An 18,511-nucleotide genomic window follows, 5' to 3' on the forward strand; every position below is an offset into this window, starting at 1 on the left:
TCGAGGACCAATGCACTCGAACGAGCCCAGCTACTTACTGATCAGTCACATCATCGGACGACGCAAGCGGTTCCTTCAGACACCAAGCCAGGTTCACCCCGAAAGGCTCATCCAATCCAACCTGGGCCGCATAGGCGACCCACAAGGCCCCGTGCACCCGCCTGGCAGCACGTAAACGCCGCACTGCTAGGCCTTCCGCATCGGCGCCAACCGCAGACTCGAGAGCGAGCCGCGACCAGCCGCTCCCGCTCCTCCAGGCCGCCCTCGACCACACGCTCTCCGCCGCGCTCGCCCAACCCTCCGAGCGGCGTGGTCCGTGCTGGGACGGCGGAAGCTGGGATTCCACTGGAACCTGCGCAGGCTCATGGCCGCCCACGACCTGTGGAAGACCACCGAACTCATCCCGCTACTGCGCGAACGCGGCGTCGAGCTGTCCCCATCGCAGGTCTACCGGCTGGTCACCGACAAACCCGAACGCCTCTCACTGACCGTGCTCATCGCCCTGTGCGCCATCCTCGACTGCACCCCGACCGACCTGATCGAGCACGGATACGCCACGACTACCCCGGCTGCCAGCCCACTGTCAGCTAGCTCAAGGGAGCATCGTTTCGGCTTCACATCACCTCACGACTTCGACATACCGATGAGTGGTTCGAGCACCTCGAACGCGGCCCGCCGGGTCAGCTCCTCATGGAACCACTGGTTCCGGTACCCGCGCAGGCAGCCATAGCAGGAGGTCTCGGCGCCGCAGTCGCAGTCACGGACCCGGTCCCGCGCCGCCTCCACGACCCCGTCCAGCGCCTCGGCGATGCGCAGCACGCCGCCCGCGCCTCCGGGAACGGTGTCGAACAGAACGATGCCGATACCACCGCCTGAACGCGGGTGGAGGGTTCCGTCGATATCATCCCGGTTCAGCTCCAGTCGTTCGGCCGCACCTTCGAGCAGGGCGTACAGCAGCGATCGCCACGCACCCTGGTCAGCTGTCTGAGGCCCGGCCAGGGGACCGAAGGTGAGGTTCATCAGGTCGGTCTCGTACGGGTGAGCGAGTGAGCGCTGCCTCATCGGACCCGTGCACTCGGTGCCCCGGAGCAGGTGCTCGTGCGTCGGTTTCGGCCTGCTGCCGTCGAGCGCGCGACCGGCACCGCACCAGTCGCAGATCAGGTATCCTGCGCGGTTAGGGCCCTCGGAAAGGGCGATCAACCTGCCGCGCGACCCCGCCACAACATCCAAGGCTCCACCGCTGGGCGCCAGCCAGGTGGTCGTCGTGGTCGCCTCGGCCGCCAGCGCGCAGACGTGGGTCGCCCCGTTCCAACTCCGCTTCGGGGGCGTGGTGGTGGTTCGGCGTGGCTCCGGTTCCGCGACGAAGCCGAACTCGGGGACGTAGTACTGCCTCGGCGCGCGGGTCGCGACCACCGAGCACGAGGGACAGGTTGGGGCGATGTCGTCCTCCCCCTCCCAGTAGTGCCGACAGTGCTCGCACACGAAGTAGTGCTTGCCGATCAGCTCCCGATCGGGAAGACGGTAGACGCCTCCCGAACGCCACAGGTGACCACCTGCAACGACCTCGCCGCCGGGGGCGTACTCGTGGATGGCCGCGGACAGGTCGCGCGTGAGTTCCAGCTTGCGGCCGACCGGTGAGCTCGAGTAGGTGGTGCGCAGCTCGACGGTGTCGACGGGAAACCCGTACTTCGGCAGGACGTTGCGGTTCGCAAGGAAACCCAGCAGATCCCGCTTGGTGAGCGTGTTGATTGCCATCTCGTAGCGGGTGACGAGGTGGCCCTTCCGGTCCTCGAAGGCACGCAACCTGCGCTCCTCGAAGATCGAAACGTCCTGAACGAGCTGGGCGCGAACCTCCTCCAGCAGCTTGTTCAACTCGTCCACCCATGCGGCGGTGTCCACGCCGATCTCATCCCGGACTCGTTCGGGAAGGACGCGCACCAACGACTGGCGAACCTCCCGTGGAACGGGTGAGAGGAACGCGCGAATGCGGGTGGACGGTGCCCGGTCGCCGAGGAAGAAGTCACCAGCGGTCGACCAAGTCTCACCGGCGGTCCGCTTGGCGTGCCGGAAGAACGCGGACAGCGCGATCGAGTGGGCGTGGCGACGATCGATCCGCTCGTTTCCGAGGGGAACGTGTGGCGCCCGGGTCTCGCCCGCGATCATCGAGATAGGGTCAGCGAAACGGGTGAGATCATGGGAGCGCCGCTGCGCGTAGGTCACCACCAACGCCGCCGAGTCGGTGCGCCGACCCGCCCGACCGGCGCGCTGCACGTAGTTCGCGGTCGTCGGGGGCATGTTCCGCAGGACCACGGACTGGAGTTCGCCCACGTCCACCCCCAACTCGAAGGTGGTCGAGCACGACAGGACGTTGACCTGTCCGTTGACAAACCGCTGTTGGATGTCGGCGGCTTCCTGGCTGGTCCACTGCGCGGTGTGCTCCATCGCCGACATGGGCACCGGGTTCATCGACGCGTACATCAGCCGGTAGTGGTTGTCGTCCTCGACTACGGGCGGGATGATGAACTCGTGCAGTAGCCCCGGGCACCCGAGCGTGGGGCAGACGCCCCGCACCGAGTACGACGCGATCCGCAGGCAACGATCGCAGCGGTGCGCAGGACGGGCCGGTACCAGCTTGAGCCAGGTGTGGTCGATTCTGCGGACCGCGCCCAGTCCGCGAACGTTCTCCGTCGTCAACCACCCGTCCCACCAGCTGGTGATCAGCTTCCAGCACCCGCGCAGGAGATCTGTGGCGTCCATGTCCGAACCCAGCGCCCGCAGGACGCGGTCCGCGTAGTCGAGTCGACGGTTCACCCCTCGCGTGGGCAGCCAGCTCAGCACCTTCCGCTTGCGTTCCGCGCCGTCCTCCCGGACGTAGATGGGCCCTCGACGCGGATCGAACGCCTCGTCGTTCGGGTCGACCCCCTCCGGCATGTCGAGGACACCTTGCTGTCGCAGGCTGCGCAGCAGTTCCTCCAGGAACGCCCACCCCTCGTCCTCGGTGAGTCCTAGGGCCCGGAGAGTTGGGGGAAGTTGCCAAGCACGACCGCGGCCCAACTCGACCTGAAGCAGTCCCAAGCCCTCCAGGGACTGGCGGTCGTCGACGGCCACCAACTCCTGCATGACCCACAGCAGGACTTCGCGCTCGCGCTCCTGACGGGACATGCGGCGGGTGAAGACACCGGCACGATCGGCGGCTTTCGCCGTGTGGAAGGCAAGATCGGCGACAGCAGCCGACTCGTCGTCACCAGCTGCCGCAGCCAGTCCTTTCAGCAGGAGCGTGCGGTGCTGGATGCCCGAGTAGCTCGTTTCCAGGTAGGGCGCGAAGAACGCCGCAGCCTGCCTGCTGTCGCTGAATGTGAGCAGTTTGCGACCCTCACCAGGCTGATCCGCCAGGTCGTCATCGGGCGACGGTGGTTGCGCTTGGTAGAGCGCGGTCGCCAGGACGGACACCGCCGCGTCGTTGCCGCTCTCGAACAAGCGAACCATGCCCGACTGGCCCCTCGCGCCGCACGAGGCGCAGCCACTGGGTGAGTCCTCGTGCGTATCGAGCAAGCGGACGGGCCAGAGCAGGTCGCCGGTACATCCGGCCCTCCCGCAGTCCGTGCGCAGGGTGGTGTGGAGCGTGCCGCACGACACACAGAGGTAGCGGTCCTGAGCGGTGAGGGGTCGAGTGTCCTCCAGCGCGTCGTCGTCTTGGTCCACCAGCATCGGGGCGTCGCCGAGCAGCAACCAACCTTTCCTGCCTTCCCCGCCAGCCCACGGAACGAACCGGTCACCGTTGAGCACTGTGCCGGTGAGGTGCACAGCGCCGCACCGCTTGCAGGCACCGAACTCGAACACCGCGCCCTCGCAGGACGGGCACGTCTCGTGCCTGCCGAGGGAAACGTGCGGCCCGGATGAGGTCAGGCAGGTGAACGCGCCTTCGGTGGCGCGGGCGAACAGGTGGTAGCGAGCAGACAACACCGGGGAGCCGCCACTGTCGCGTACCCCACTCCCCACCGCGACCATCGCCGCCAAGACCTCGCGCGGGTGTTTCTCCGCAGGCAGCAGGTCGGCGGCGAGCGCGTCGAGCGTGTCAGGTCGTTGCGCCAGCTTGGACCGCAGCTGGGCCATGCCGAGTTCGTGGGCGAGCGCCGTCCCGGCGTCGTCGGCGGCGAACCCGTGCTCCTTGGCCAGTCGCAGGACCTCTGCGCCGAGATCGGCTTCGAGGGAGAGTTCGAGGTAGGTGGACCCCGAAAGCGGTCCCCAGAACGGTCCGGTCGGCATCTCCACGCGGGCCGCCCGCACCAGGTCTTGGCGCGTGAGGTCGCCTTCCATCCAGTCGAAGGTGGCGTCGAACAGCTTGGTCGCGAAAGCCATCACCTTGACCGGGTCGTCACCGACGGTCGCGCTCGTGGCGATGCACTGCACTTCCGCGTCGGGTGCCACTCGGTCACGTAGCCTGCGCAGCAACATGGCAACCTCGGCGGCCTTGGCTCCGTCGTAGACGTGGGCTTCGTCCAGGACGACGTACCGCCAGCTCCGCCCCTCGAACAGCTCCAGGTCGGCCGGTCGGAGCAGCAGGTACTCCAGCATCGCGTAGTTGGTCAACAACAGGTGCGGGGGCTGCGCTCGCATCTCCTCGCGGCTGAGCAACTCGTTCGGCAGGCGCGACTCCCCCGGGTTGAGCGCCTCGAAGGACTCGACACCTCGACGAACACTGTCCGGCGTGTCCCCCGTGTAACGGCCGAACGTGATGGCGGGGATGTCCGCCAGCAGGCTCCTGAGCCGCTTGAGCTGGTCGTTGGCGAGTGCGTTCATCGGATACAGCAGCAGGGCGCGCACTCCCGATCCGAGCTCACCGCGTGCATGCTCACTGACCAACGAGTCCAGGACGGGAAGTAGGAAGCTCTCGGTCTTGCCGGATCCCGTGCCTGTGGCCACCACCAGGTTGCGGCCTTGCGCCGCCTTGCGTAGTGCCTGCTCCTGATGCCGGTAGAGCGGACGGTCAAGGGGCAACGCCCGGCTCCCCAGGGCCGCGAAGGACGGGCTGAGGACGCCTCGGTCGATCAGCTCGCGCAGGGTGGCTCCGGTGACGTACGGCGGTGTGGCTTCGAGCAGCGGCCCCTTGGTAAGGATTGGACTCCGGGCGATCTCCTGTGCGAGTGCGTTCGCGATCCGCGGTTCCCGGACCGGGAGGAGGGAACCCAGGTATCGACGGTAGCTCTCGACGATGAGGTCACTGGTCGCCAACGAGTCCAAGGTGCGGCTCACTTCGCTCCCCCTCTTCATGCGTGATCAACAGCTCGGCCAAGATCAGGTCGAGCACGGCCAACTCGGGAGCGATTTCGGCCAAGCGCGCCCAGACCTGTCGGAATCCCAGCTCGGCACCGCGACAAGCTGGCGCTTCCCTCGCGGCGAGCCTCGCGACGATGGCGAACGCGGAGGACGCGGCCGGGATGGTCCACCACCCCGACCTGCCCGCCGGTGGCTTGCGGGCCTCGATCTGGGCTCGGAGCACCGGCCGGCCGGCCACCAGGTCCGTCAGGCTTCTCAACCACATCGAGGCCGACCGTCCCACGTCCCTGGCACGGTCGTCGTCCCGCCGGTCGAACAGCCTGCGGGCGGCGGCCGCCCTGCTGTCGGGGTCCAGCAGGGCGTGCGGCACCACTTGGGCGGCCCGCCACATGCCCTCCAATTGCTGGGGCGACATGGCGGTCAACGGGACTGTCTCGGGACCGAACCTCCCGACACCCGCGTGCGGGTCGTTCGTCTTGGCGGTGATCGTGTCGACGGAGTCACCGCACTGACGGCGGGCGGTGTCGAGGCAGTCGCCGTCCATGGTGGCCCCGATCAGGGCTCCGGCCAGGGGTGACATCGCCCAGAGCAGCCGTGCCGCCTCGGCGTGTTGTCGACCGGGCACGCAGGACGACGCCAGTCCGGCCGTGATCACCGCGGTCACGGTCTGGTCCGGTGTCAGGTGCAGGTCGACCAATGCCTTGAGCGCGTCGATGGTGCTACGCCGCAACGGGCCGGCACACGCGTTCCGGAAGTCGACGACGTCGCTGGCGGTGCGCAGCCGAGGCGCCAAGTGGATCAATGTCCAGAGCCTGCGCAGCTCGCGGATGTTCGTCGGGAACCCACCCGCGCCCGAGACGAACCGGGCCAGCGCTTCCTCTTCCGGATCCCCGCCGGTCAGGTGCCCCTCTCCGAACACGGTGATGTACTGCTCGGGCCAACTGGGCCACTCGACGGGCACCCACGGATCGTCGACGCGCAGTTCTACGAGGAGGGGCCCCGCCTGGCGCAACTCCGGTGGCAGGTGCACACACCCGTCGCTGGCTACCGGCACGACGGTCGGACCACGCCACGGTGCTGTCGTCGCGTAGATGCCGGCGGTGAGGCCCGCCATGAGGACGGGCGCGACCAGTTGGAGGCGGTCGTCCGCTCGCCGGATGCCCTCCGCGAGGCGGCGTGGGCGGACGGTCGCCATCCTGACCGGCGTCCCGCCGAGATCGAGCACCAGCTCCACGCCGTGGTGTTCGGCGACGGTGTCCGCGATGCGGACCAGGCTGTAACGCGCTGTACCGGCCTCGACCCGACCGCTCGGCGGCACCGTCTGGACGACCGCTCCGGGCACGACCACCTGGAGCGGTGGGATGGTGGCGGCCCCGGGCACCCGGACCAGCAGCACGCCCGGTTGATCGGCGAACACGTCGGCGGCGATGCGCAGCGACCCTGCCGACCAGACCAGCGACTGGTCGGCTCGTTCGTGCATCACCTGCAGATGCGGCGGCGTAACGACCAAGGGCTCGGTCTCGGTCGACGTGCGGTACTCGACGACCTCGGCCTTCACGTCGGAGACGAAGTCGAAAACGCGCGGAGCGGCCGTAGCCCCGACCGGTGCGATCAGTTCCGCCCGCCCGCGTTGGAGACCGCTTCCCTCGAAAACGCGGACCGCCGGCTGGAAACGGCTCTCCAGCCCTTCCGCGACAAACAACGTGCGGTTCGCCCCCCGACCGAGCGGTCCGCGCACCGTGATGTCGAAAGACCCCAACACCGGGCGCGGCAGGTCGTCCCACAATCCCGCGAACGACTGCGGTGCCCTGACTGTGCGGCTCGTGGTCAGGACGGGAATGTCGTCTCCGCTTCGTCGGAGCTCGATGGTCCACTTCGTCTCCGCGTCCTCGCGACCCGGCAGCCAGATCGCGGGGAGTTCGGAGTGCACCGGGGTGCTGTACGGGGTGGTGATACCGACGACAGGGCGACCGACCTCGATCCGCGGCCGTGTATGACCGCGGATGGCGCGCCGCGTAGCCGGGATACCCGCCAATTCAAGGGAGCGGACACCGGCCAGGCGCACTTGTCTGAGTCTCCAACCGATCCACCCGAGGGGGAGTTGACCTTCGATGGTGACCTGGAGCGGACCGTCCGCGACCAGTTCGTGCTCATCCGGGTGAACGACCCAGACGTCGTCGGGAGGTAAGGGCAGGTTGGCTGCCAAGCGCCTGCCGTCGGCTGAGAAGACCAGGAGTGGCGACTTGGCGTCGACGACCGTCAGCTCTGTCCGGTCGCCGCTGCCGTCCATCGCCACCAGCACCGTACGGACCGGCTTCAACAGCGTGAAGGCGGAGGGCGGCACCGATTCCGCCAGCCCTTCCCACTGCGCCTGGCTGCGAACCGTCCTGGTGGTGCCGTCGGCGGTTACCGTCCATGCAGCGGAACCGCCGACCGTTTCGTCGAGCGCGGGCAGGATCACCTCGACGCCGCGTCCGAACGGGTCGAGCCCGATGCGCGGCCGGTTGGCGCGACGGCGGCTCGATGCGCTGGGACGTCGCGGCTGAAGCCGCAGAACGCCGTCGGAAACGAGTTCCTGGGCACGGATCACCACCCGTGCAGGCAGTGCCACGCCCTCCAGGTCGGGAGTGAAGTCGCCGAGCCGGTCCAGCAGGTCATAGGTGCGGCCCACGAAGTCGAGCGCGTAGTCGCTTCCGTGCTGCAGGAACCGGCGGGCGGGCACATCCAATTCATTGAGCCTGTTGGGCACCGCGGTCGCCCAGTCGAGGAATCCTTCCGGGTCGAGATCCGGGTCGAGTGCCCTGCGGTGAGCAACGAGGTGGAAGTAGTCGTCCAAGCAGTAGGTCGGGATGCCCGTATGCATGAGGATCGGTCCCACATACCTGGTACCCATCTCCGTGAAGTCGGGCATGCCGAGCCTGCGGACCGCGCTGTGGAACCCCTGCCCCCAGGTGACCCGGTCATACTGGTCGCCGTCGTACTCCAGGCTCCTCCACAACTCCGGCCACAGTTCACCCTGTCGGTACTCGCGGGCGGCGATCCCCGTGAGGGCAACTGCGACGCAGGCGGGCCACCGCGTGAAGATGACTTCCGCCTGCCCTAGCGCGACCCACTTGTCGTACATCCGACCGAGGGTCTTCGCCGCCTGCCGGGAATGCTCGTCCTTGACCTCCAACTCCGCCACGAGCGAACATCCTCGAAGGCGGGAAGACCACTGCCGTTCCCGAATGTCGAGCAGCTCGTCGGGGGTGACTTTCCGGGGCGAGCCGACAGCCGCGCGCCGCTCTACGACCATCGGCAGCCTCCTCATGCGGTCAGGACTGTTGACCGACTCATCGCCAGGACGCACCGACCGTTACACCGCACAACCGAAAATACAACGATGCCTCACAACAGCAGCCGACAGTGCGCCCGCTCGCGGAAGTCCGACCGGGACACCCGTGACAACCAGAAAGCTCCACCGCCAGGGACATTCTCGACTGACTAAACCATTCCCCTGAACGATGTCCCTGGCGTTCCCGTTCCGTTTCATCATGACACCAGCGGACACTTGATCCAAGTTAGGCTGCCATCGCGTCGGCGGTCCAGGAAAAGAATCTCCCAAACACCGAGGCGCCATCAATTGCGGTGAATGCGCGTGCCCTCGCTGATCTCAAGCTTATTCGCATGCAACGGCAGCCATAGGGACACATCACCGCCGATGTCGTCCTCGGCGAGCGCCGCGCCGAGGACGAGCCGTACCAGGCCACCGGGAAGGGGACTTGATCATCGGGACGGGCTGGTCAGGATGTCACCTATCGGTGCAGCAGACCCAACCTGTTGCCTGGGGCACGTTCAGGTTTCGAAGGGCCGCGTTGACGAGTTCGCCGAGTTTGGCCACCCAGTAGGCGCCGAGCTGTGGCTCGCTGTCGAAGGCCGGTCGCGGCGACGGTACGAGGTGCCAACGGTGCGTCGGGTTCATGCAGCGCTGCATGACGTAATCCTCGATCGGCGACCATTCTCCGTGGGTCACTGCGCTCGACGCCTGATACACGTGGTCGTATAGGTCTTTCAGTCCGGTGTCGATCGCCATCTGCCTGATCGTGGTGCCGGAGAAGGTGGCGCTCAGGTCGACCTCGGTGAACTCCTGGCCCCACTCCCCACCGAGCTTCCGCGCCTGCTGCTCCACTGCCTTCACGAGGTACTCCGGAGGCTCACCCGGGAAGCCCTCTAGCAGCTCCTTCATGCGGATATGCATCAGCTTGGCTTTGCCGCGTCCGTATGACTGGTACTTCTCGTACGCATCGGAACCAGTGATCTCCAGCCAAGCCAGGAGGATCTCCGTCTCGGCGAGCAGACGTGTGATCCCTGATCCGTGTTCACCCGACCACAGATGGGGAGCGAGCAACGCTGCCACCACCGAGCGGGCGGCACGAGCGATCAGGCCGCTGACGACCTCGTGCTTGGCCGGGGCATAGAGGTCCAAGGGAACGTCACGGTCCAGGGCCGCGTCCATGAACCTGTTGAACTCCGCCGTCGCAGTGGCGACGAGAGCGTCGGTTACTGCGGGTTGCGTGTCGTCGCTGGTCGACGTCGTCTCGGCTTCCCCAGGAACAGCGGGCGTCGGCTGTTCGTCGGCCTCTTCCTCTGCGGCGTCCGGAAAGACGCAGGCCGACATCCGCCAGTTCTGCCGCCAGAACGCGGAGGCCCAGTTCTGGTGCTGTCGCTCCAGAGTGGGGTCGAGTGCGTACGCAGCGCCCTTCTCGGCACCGAACGAGCTGCGGATCATGGATTCGGCCAGTGGTCGTTTCGCGGGGTCTGCGGGGTAGTCCTTGAGTACCTCCACCATGTCGGCCGACAAGCTGAGCGTCCGGCTGGCGACGCGCCACGCCATCGCGGCGAACTTCACGGCGGCGTGCTTCTCGTCGTCGGTCACGACCCTGAAGATCACATCGGCGAGGAACCGGACCGACTCGATGTCCTCGTCCCCGTTGTCGGCGCCTGTCCGGTACGGCTCGACGAGTAGCCAGCGGCCGGGGCCCTCTGGATACAGGCCGAGCAATCTCACGAGCCGATCGGGGACGACATCGTGCCGATCCATCAGCTCGGTCAACATCGGGGCGAGTTGTGTGCGCAGATCCGGCGGCACCGCTTCAAGGCTCGTGAGGCGGCCGTCGAGGACAACTCGGGCGAGATCGACGCCCGCTTGCTTCAGCGCGTCGTGAGCCTCCGTCACGAATCGGCGGTAGCGCGCCATGCCGTCGTCGCCATCAAGGGCCGTCAGAGCGGAAGGCCACAACAAATCGGGCAGATCGTCCCGAACCCAGTCTCCGACCATCGACTCCGAGTACGACAGCATCGGCGGGCGGTACTTTTGACCGGCCCTGTAGTGGCCTTTGAGAAGGCCCGACTGCTGACGCTTGCCTTGCTGCGGGCTCAACCGATCTCCCTCCGACCGCAGTCGCCACCGAGGAAGATCCGGAACACCGCGGCTTCCAGCTCGGGCGTGCGCTCCAGGTCGGTGATCATGTGCTGACCGCGTCCGTCAACATGATGAACCGGCAGTTATTCACTCCGGCGGTGCGACACGCGGTAGACACCCCGATCGGTGACCTTCTCCGCTTTGACCTGTTGGATACCCGCTCGATACGGCCGGATCTGTGCCCGTTGACGTGGCGGCGAGCTACTGGTGGTCGGCAGCGCTTAGCAGCGTTGGGTTAAGACGTCCCGCTTGCTCAGCAAGACGGTTGCCGCAGCTGTCGCCGCCACCGTGAGCACTGGTCTCACGGCCAACGCCGCCGGGTAGGAGGACGAAGGGCCTCGACGGCTGCCCCGGCGAGGACTGGTCGCGGGCGCTCGGCCTCTTGCACCGCGCAATGATGGAGGGCAGCGGTAGCACCGATTTCCTGGGCACGTTCGAGCGGCTGTGGGCCGCCAACGAAGGGCCCGACGCTGGTCGGTGCACCGCAACCCTGCCCACGAGGCCGCGGCGGAGCGCCGCGGCCTCGCGAAGCCGCCCTGTCCCGCGCCCCGGAGAGACCTACTCACCCGCTACATCACCTCGACAGCCGCCCGTCTGGACGGCGCCGGCAAGGACTGACCACGAGCATCCGTCCATGCCGCGTGAGTGCGGCCTGCCTGGGGAATGGGCTCAGTCTCGGTGTCGGGTTCTGTCGGGGAGGATGGTGGGATGTCGTCGACGATTGTGGATGTGGCTGTTGTCGGGTTTCCGATCCGGTTGGGGCAGTTCTTGAAGTTGGCTGGGCTCGCTGAGCACGGGGCTGGGGCTCGGGAGTTGGTCGAGACCGATCAGGTGCTGGTGAACGGGGAGGTGGAGGGCAGGCGGGGAGCGCAGCTCCAGCTCGGTGATGTGGTCGCCGTCGCGGGGCGGCGCGTGCGGGCGGTGACGGCGTAGGAGCGCCAGCTGCCACGGGCCAGTAGGGCCTTGCCATGCCGTCGTCTTTCCTGTCACCCCGCTAGGTCAAGTTCGGTGACGCGGCGGCCTTCGCAGGCACCCACGCCACATGCGATCCGCCACTACTACGAGATCGGTCTGCTCCCCGGGCCCGAACGGGGCGGCGACGACCGCCGCCACTACGGGCACGAGGACATGATCCGCCTGCTGTGGGTCCGCAAGGTGGCCGACGCCGGGATCGCGTTGGACGACGTCAGTGGCGCCTTCCCACCGGCAGAAGTTATGCCGGTGCGGTGTCGCGGGCATCCTGGTGAGCTTGGAGGACACCCTCGCCGGGCAGGAGGCCGAACTGCGGCGTCAACGGACCGCTGTGCAGCGGATGGAGCGAAACTGGAGATGTGAGCGAGCCTAAGCCGACGGTAGATGCGCCATAGCGACTGCAACAGAGGCATATTGAAGGCGTCGATCCATGTTTCCGCAGTTCAGAGCTTGATATCGGCACGTCTGGGGGTCAAGGGGGCGCAGGTTCAAATCCTGTCAGCCCGACGGTCTGTGAAAACGCCCGTCGTCCTGGATGAATCACCAGGTCGGCGGGCGTTTTGATCTTTCGGTGTTGATCTCTTGGCCGCATCGTTCTTCAGGACATCAACAGGATGAACTCCCCGCTCGCCCTCATGGCCACGTCGGAAGATTGGCTTGTGATGGGTGGCCCAGGTGGATTGCTACTCCACAGCGCCGGCTCAGACCACCTTCCCGCCGTCCGTATTGAGATCTGGAGCGGGGAACCTGCGAGGTCCGGCGAGTGGGACGCCGTTGAGACTGTGCAATGCGAGTTGCTAAAAGGCGTGCGACTTGAGTCGGTAACCGCGGAACAGTCAGATAGGGCTCTGGAGGTTGCCGCCCCTGGCGCATATTCCGCCCGCGTGCACGTCACTGGCAGGCGGAAGACGGCAAAGCTCGGTGAAGGAACGTTCGCGAAGAATAAGGAACGTTGGCTGATCCAGCTGTGGCCTACTGGCGCCTAGCCGTGCCCTTCGGGGCCAGAACCGCTGCGATGACTGCCGCGACACCGACACTGATCAAGACCGTGAACAGTGCGACTGTTCCTCCGTCTAGCACCGGAGGGTCGCAACTGCGATAGCCAGCTGTCGAAGAGCACATCTGCAGACCACCGAGGGACGACAGCTGGTCGCCCCGAACGCCGCCAACACGAGACCAAGCCCGCCAAGCGCTATCCGCAATCGTGTCGGCACTCGATCTCCGCCTCTCCTACCCCTGCAGCTCGACTACGTGCATGAGAACCTGCTCGGCACCAGCATCGGCTCGGCTCGCACGGTCGGATCGTACCGGCTGACCGCTACCCTCCGACGATCAACGACGACAAGCGGTGATCGAGCGCAGCTGCGATCTGGTTCTGGTTGGTCTCTGGTCACCGCTTCACTCGCGCCCGCAACGCCAATGCTGCCAGCGCCAGCAGGATCGGTCCGGCGTAGCGCAAGAACAGCATCAGCCACTCCCCGAACGTCGTCATGGGCTGCGCGCTCGGCCGCAGCAGCGAGGTCACCGACTGCAAGCTCATGGGCAGGCCATGCGCCCACCGACCACCCGACCCGAATCCCGGGCCAAACTGGTTGGCAGGGATGCCAGCGACCGCAAACAGCACCGCCGGCCGGCGGATCACCACCATCACCGACCCCTCGGGCACCGTCGCGGGCAGCTACACCTTCAACAGCAACGGCGAGCTGACCGAGTTCACTGTCCGGGACGGCAATACCCTGCGCATGACCTACGCGGCCCAGAGCCCGTGGCACCTGACGTCGCTCACGGACCAGCTGGGTCGGGTGTGGTCGTTCGGGTACGACGCTGACGGCGGCATCACCACGGTCACCACGCCCCGGCAGGCGGGCGCGGCGGAGACGAAGTTCGCCTACGACTCCGACACGCAGACCACGATGACGGACCCGAACGGCAACAAGACTGTCTACACCCTCGACGCGCAGGGCAGGCAGATCTCGGCGAAGGACGCCCTCGGCCACACCCGGTCCCAGGCATGGACGGCCAACAGCAGCATCCAGTCGACCACCGACGGCCTCAGCAACTCCACCACCGGCACCTACGACACCCTCGACAACCTGATCTCCACCACACTTCCCACCGGGGCGACTACCACGATCGGGTACACCAGCACCGCGCACCCGAACCAGCCCACGTCGGTGAAGGACCCGACTGGCAACGAGCGGACCCTGAGCTACGACAGCGCCGGGAACATCACCAAGATCCGCTCCACCCCACTGGCCGCCGATCTGCAGGTGCGCACCTACACCGGGCCGAAGAAGCTGCTAGAGACGATCAAGGACGGCAACGGCAACACCACCCAGTTCGGATACGACAGCGCCGGGAACCTCACCAGCGTGACACCGCCGTCGCCGCTGGGCGTGACCCGCTACACCTACGACTCGCTCTCGCGCGTCACCAGCGTGACCGATGGCGCCGGCAAGCGGGTGGACTACGCCTACGACAAGCTCGACCGCGTCGTGTCGGTCAGCAGCGGCGGCACCACCCTGCAGACCATGGCCTACAGCCCGGTGGGAGCGGTGACCACCCGCGTCCGCGGCAGCGCGAGCACGGTCTTCGCCTACGACACCTACCCGACGGGTCAGCAGGTCACCAGCGCCGCGCGCACCCAGGCGGGCGCCACGGAGACGGTGTCCTACGTCTATGACAAGGCGGGCAACCTGACCAGCTTGACCGACCCCGCCGGAACCCACACCTACACCTACGACGCCGCGAACCGGCTCACCACGCTCGCCGACGCCTTCGGCCAGTCCACGACCTTCGGCTACGACAACGCCGACCGGCGCACCAGCACCACCTTCCCCGGCGCGGGCAGCCAGACCAACGGCTACGACAACTCCGGCCGCCAGACCAGCCTCACCGTCAAGAACACCGGCGGGACAGAGCTGTTCAAGGCCACCTACCGCTACACCACCAGTGCGGGCGCCGACCGGGACCAGGTGCAGTCCAAGACCATCGCGGGCGTCACCACCAACTACACCTACGACGCCCTGCGCCACCTCACTGCCGCGGGAAGCGCGAACTACACCGTCGACAAGGCCGACAACCTCACCTCCTTCGCCGGCACCACGCACACCGTCAACGCCGCCAACCAGCTCACCGCCGCCGGCACCACCACCCTCACCTACGACACAGCAGGCAACCTCACCGGCTCCGGGAACACCACACACACCTACTCCACCACCAACCAACTACTCAGCAGCGCCACGGGCGGCAGCACCACCCTGACCGCCGCTTACGACACCATCGACCAGACCCAACCCCGCGCCATCACCAAAACCCTCGGCGGCACCACCAGCCAGCGGGTCCTCACCACCACCGCCCTTGGGGTCACCACCCTCACCGACAACGGCACCCGCACCAGCCTCGCCCGCGACCCCGACGGCACCATCGTCACCGAGAAGATCGGCACCAGCCGCTACAACGTGGTCACCGACCACCAAGGCAGCGTCCTGGCCCTGCTCTCCACCACCGGAACCCTCGCCGCCACCCACACCTACACCCCCTACGGCGACACCACCACCACGGGAGCACCCGCCGCCGCCAACCCCTTCCGCTTCCTCGGCGGCCACACCCTGCGCAACGGCACCACTCACCTCGGCTACCGCTACTACAACCCCGCCTGGGGACGATTCACCACCCTCGACCCCACCGCCCGAGAACGCAACCTCTACGCCTACGCCCAAGCAGACCCCGTCAACCGCACCGACCCCACCGGCGCCTACAGCACCGACGACTTCGAGAAGGACCTGGGCATCGTGAGCGGGTTCGCAGGAAGCGGGGCGGCAGCGGGAGGCGGCATCGGCATCTTGGTCTGCGTGTTCGGTCCTGTCGGATGCGCTGCCGGAGCTGGAGTGGGCGCCGCGGTGGGTGGCGGCTTGGGCTTCGTCACCGGCCCCGCCTATGTGATCACCACGTGACAACCAAACCAGGAAGGATGGGGAGGATGACCGGCCCGACGCGGCGAGTCAGAATTCTCGTGACCATTGGCCTCATCGTCGCTGCCGCTGCTGCCGGCGTCCTCGGAGGGCTACTGGCACAGTCGACGTGCCACACCTGGCTGCGATACGTGCCCATGATTCCCGTGAGCGCGATCGCGGTCTTCCTCGTGCTCCGGATGAAGAAGAACTGAGCGGTCCAGCCTCTTGGTGTGGTGCAACGACTCTCACCACATCAAGAGGCTCACAACCGAGTTTGACTCGAAGACGTCCCGCGCTGGCCAGTACACCAAAAGGAGCTGCGAGGACGGACCGCCACCGCGGACGACCAGGCCGCACGGGCCCGTTCGGATCTCATCAGGCACCACAGCACCGCCCGACCATACCGGCCAGTAATATCACCAGATCTGCTCGTCGGAGCAGTGCCTACGCCTCGACGGTGAATGCTTGCTCATACATTGCCGGGCCTTGCACATCTTCGTAGACGACAGTCGGGCGCATCCGATTCCAGCGGTGCCCCGGCAGCAGCGCCAAGCCCGCCGGGCCAGCGAGGTACAGATGCACCCGCGACGCCCTCAGGCACGCGGAGCGGATGTGGTCCCAGGCCCCGTGGGCGAACGCTACTGCGGCGGCAGCGTCGGCGATGGCGATTTCCCTGATTCCCATTGGTGGGCTGAGCACCAGCAAACGAACGGCAGACGATCCAGCGGTGGACCGGACTGGTGATTCCTCCTGAGCTGATGGGCTCCCACAGCGGCCCGTCGACCGCGCACACCTCGGGACGCACCCAGTCGCTCGACTTCCGTTTCGCCACAGCGCTCTTCGGTCATCTCGGTATCGAGGGGGACATCGCTTCGACGACACCGGCGGAACGCGGCGAACCGGCGTTACCGCGTCCGGGAGGTCGAGGTGACAGCGCCACCGAAGATCACGGGGCCGCGGGGCGAATGGCGAACCCGGGTCTTGTCCGGCCGGGTGCTGTCGGAGGGGGGCCTGCGACCGCCGCCGCTGTGCCCGGAACGAGCGTGGCTCATCGAGGTTGTCGCAGTCGGTTGATCAGCTCATGCCTTCACGCTTCCCGCCGCCAGGCCCGAGCGCCAGAAGCGCTGCAGGAGGAGGAAGGCCACGACCAAGGGAATGATGGAAAGCAGAGATCCCGTGACCACGATGGATTTCAGGGTCGGGTCGCGGGTGAGCTGGCTGTTGAGCGCGTAGAGCCCGAGGGTGACGGGGTAGAGGTCGTCGTCGGCGAGCATCACGAGTGGGAGCAGGAAGTTGTTCCAGATGGCGACCAGCTGGAACAAGAAGATCGTGACCAGGGCGGGGGCCATGAGCCGCACGCTGACTGTCCAGAACAGGCGCGAGTCGCTGGCCCCGTCCACCCGACCTGCCTCCAAGAGTTCGTCCGGCACCGAGGCGGCGGCGTAGACGCGGGCCAGGTACACCCCGAACGGGCTGATCATGCTGGGGAGCAGGACGGCCCAGACGGTGTTGGTCAGCCCGGCGCCCGCCAGCATGAGGAACAGCGGTACGGCCAACGCCGTCGGCGGGATCAGGACGCCGGCCAGCACCACCCCGAACACGAGATCGCGGCCGCGGAAGGCGAACTTGGCCAGGGCGTAGCCCGCCATCGCCGACAACGCGGTCGCCGCCACGGCGCCGCCCACGGCGTACAGGGCGCTGTTGAGCAACCAGCGGACGAACACGCCGTCGTCGAAGGTCAGTGTCCGGCTGATGTTGTCGCCGAGCACCGTGTCGGCGCCGAACCACAGCCCGAAAGTGCCTGCCAGGTCGGCGCTGGTCTTGGTGGCGGCGAACACCAGCCACACGACCGGTGCGAGGAAGTAGATGAGCGGCAGCGCCATCAGCGCGGTGGGCAGCAGCGTCCTGGACGCGGGCGCGGTCACAGCGCCGCCCGGTTGCGGGTGACGCGGAAGAAGACCGCGGACAGCAGGCCGATGACCACGGTCACGATCACGCTCATGGCCGCGCCGAGCCCGAAGTTCTGCGCCGAGATCTGCGCGTAGGCCGCCATCGAGGGTGTGTAGGCGCTGCCGATCGCGCTGGACACCGACGCCATCACCTGAGGTTCGGTGAAGAGCTGGAACGTGCCGATGATCGAGAACACCGCGGTGAGGACCAAGGACGGCGCGATCAGCGGAACCTTGATCCGCCAGGCGATCGCCCACGACGACGCGCCGTCGAGCCGAGCGGCCTCGTAGAGCTCGGGCGGGATGGCGCGCAGGGAGGAGTAGAGGATGAGCATGTTGTAGCCGGTGAACGTCCACGTGGTGATGTTGGCGATCGAGTAGAGGATCACCTCGCCGGACAGCAGGTCCGGTTGGATGCCCAGCGGGGAGAGGACCTGGTTGATGGGGGAGAGGTTGGGCGCGTAGAAGAACCCCCACATGATCGCGGCGATCGCGCCCGGGATCGCGTAGGGCAGGAAGATGCCGAGGCGGAGGAACCGGACCAGCCGCACCGTGCCGGAGTCGAGCACCAGCGCGAGTACCAGGGCGAGGCCGAGCATGACCGGGATCTGCACGACGCCGAAGAACAGGACCCTGCCCAGCGACGAGGTGAAACCGCCGTCGGCGAGTGCGGCGCCGTAGTTGTCCAAGCCGGAGAAGACCTCGTTGGCGCCGGCGTAGGTGGACTCACGGGTGACGGTGAAGAAGCTCTTCACCACCGCGTAGCCGACGGGTGCGAGGTAGAACACCGTGAACCCGACGGCGAAAGGCGCCAGTAGGAGCAACGCTGTGCGTCTTCCCGCTCGCCCGCCGCTCGAGCGGGTCCTTGGTCGAGCGGCGGGCCTGGCGAGGGTGGC

The 18,511-nt window shown here is 67.1% G+C and carries 12 protein-coding genes and 1 pseudogene; 6 read left to right on the forward strand and 7 right to left on the reverse strand.

What is annotated here, in order from left to right:
* The first annotated feature begins 316 nt into the window (after positions 1 to 316).
* A complete protein-coding gene (locus ACFPM7_RS23520; RefSeq protein ID WP_378249904.1) occupies positions 317 to 730 on the forward strand; it encodes a helix-turn-helix domain-containing protein in 414 nt (137 codons plus the stop codon).
* On the opposite strand, the gene ACFPM7_RS23525 is transcribed toward ACFPM7_RS23520, so the two are convergent.
* The 3 genes from ACFPM7_RS23525 to ACFPM7_RS23535 all read right to left on the reverse strand — a co-directional run bounded on the left by ACFPM7_RS23525 (position 625) and on the right by ACFPM7_RS23535 (position 10,696).
* Positions 625 to 5,232 (reverse strand): DEAD/DEAH box helicase, encoded by a 4,608-nt coding sequence (locus tag ACFPM7_RS23525; protein WP_378249905.1) that lies wholly within the window; start codon positions 5,230 to 5,232, stop codon positions 625 to 627. The two genes, ACFPM7_RS23520 and ACFPM7_RS23525, sit on opposite strands and share 106 nt — an antisense overlap.
* Entirely contained in the window at positions 5,219 to 8,572 is a 3,354-nt protein-coding gene (locus ACFPM7_RS23530) for a hypothetical protein (protein ID WP_378249906.1), read from the reverse strand. Before ACFPM7_RS23530 ends, ACFPM7_RS23525 begins: the two co-directional genes overlap by 14 nt.
* Positions 8,573 to 9,067: 495 nt before the next feature.
* A complete protein-coding gene (locus ACFPM7_RS23535; protein WP_378249907.1) occupies positions 9,068 to 10,696 on the reverse strand; it encodes a DUF5677 domain-containing protein in 1,629 nt (542 codons plus the stop codon).
* Positions 10,697 to 11,446: 750 nt separating this feature from the next.
* Between ACFPM7_RS23535 and ACFPM7_RS23540 the strand changes: the two genes are divergently transcribed.
* Both ACFPM7_RS23540 and ACFPM7_RS23545 read left to right on the forward strand, forming a co-directional pair.
* On the forward strand, positions 11,447 to 11,671 hold the full coding sequence (locus tag ACFPM7_RS23540) for an RNA-binding S4 domain-containing protein (protein WP_378249909.1): 225 nt from the start codon (positions 11,447 to 11,449) through the stop codon (positions 11,669 to 11,671).
* A gap of 75 nt (positions 11,672 to 11,746) precedes the next feature.
* On the forward strand, positions 11,747 to 12,073 hold the full coding sequence (locus ACFPM7_RS23545) for a MerR family transcriptional regulator (protein WP_378249910.1): 327 nt from the start codon (positions 11,747 to 11,749) through the stop codon (positions 12,071 to 12,073).
* Between the two features lie 1,027 nt (positions 12,074 to 13,100).
* Here ACFPM7_RS23545 and ACFPM7_RS23550 read toward each other — a convergent pair.
* Positions 13,101 to 13,235 carry a hypothetical protein gene (locus ACFPM7_RS23550; protein WP_378249911.1) on the reverse strand — a complete coding sequence of 45 codons (135 nt, stop codon included), beginning with the start codon at positions 13,233 to 13,235 and terminating at the stop codon, positions 13,101 to 13,103.
* Positions 13,236 to 13,311: 76 nt separating this feature from the next.
* Here ACFPM7_RS23550 and ACFPM7_RS23555 point away from each other — a divergent pair, with 76 nt between their 5' ends.
* Complete coding sequence (locus ACFPM7_RS23555; protein WP_378249912.1) at positions 13,312 to 15,666, forward strand: RHS repeat-associated core domain-containing protein; 2,355 nt, start codon at positions 13,312 to 13,314, stop codon at positions 15,664 to 15,666.
* 26 nt (positions 15,667 to 15,692) lie between these two features.
* Complete coding sequence (locus tag ACFPM7_RS23560; RefSeq protein ID WP_378249913.1) at positions 15,693 to 15,878, forward strand: hypothetical protein; 186 nt, start codon at positions 15,693 to 15,695, stop codon at positions 15,876 to 15,878.
* A 232-nt stretch (positions 15,879 to 16,110) separates the two neighbouring features.
* Here ACFPM7_RS23560 and ACFPM7_RS23565 read toward each other — a convergent pair whose 3' ends face one another.
* Positions 16,111 to 16,350: an SAVED domain-containing protein gene (locus tag ACFPM7_RS23565; protein WP_378249914.1), complete on the reverse strand. Its 240-nt coding sequence runs from the start codon at positions 16,348 to 16,350 to the stop codon at positions 16,111 to 16,113.
* 32 nt (positions 16,351 to 16,382) lie between these two features.
* Between ACFPM7_RS23565 and ACFPM7_RS23570 the strand changes: the two are divergent.
* Positions 16,383 to 16,547 (forward strand): annotated as a pseudogene (locus ACFPM7_RS23570) (alpha-galactosidase); the annotation flags it as partial.
* 198 nt (positions 16,548 to 16,745) lie between these two features.
* Here the strand turns inward: ACFPM7_RS23570 and ACFPM7_RS23575 are convergent.
* A complete protein-coding gene (locus ACFPM7_RS23575) occupies positions 16,746 to 17,549 on the reverse strand; it encodes a carbohydrate ABC transporter permease (protein WP_378250026.1) in 804 nt (267 codons plus the stop codon).
* A gap of 38 nt (positions 17,550 to 17,587) precedes the next feature.
* Complete coding sequence (locus ACFPM7_RS23580; RefSeq protein WP_378249915.1) at positions 17,588 to 18,403, reverse strand: carbohydrate ABC transporter permease; 816 nt, start codon at positions 18,401 to 18,403, stop codon at positions 17,588 to 17,590.
* Positions 18,404 to 18,511 lie beyond the last annotated feature (108 nt).

It is taken from the genome of Actinokineospora guangxiensis, assembly GCF_042657845.1.
GTDB lineage: Bacteria > Actinomycetota > Actinomycetes > Mycobacteriales > Pseudonocardiaceae > Actinokineospora > Actinokineospora guangxiensis.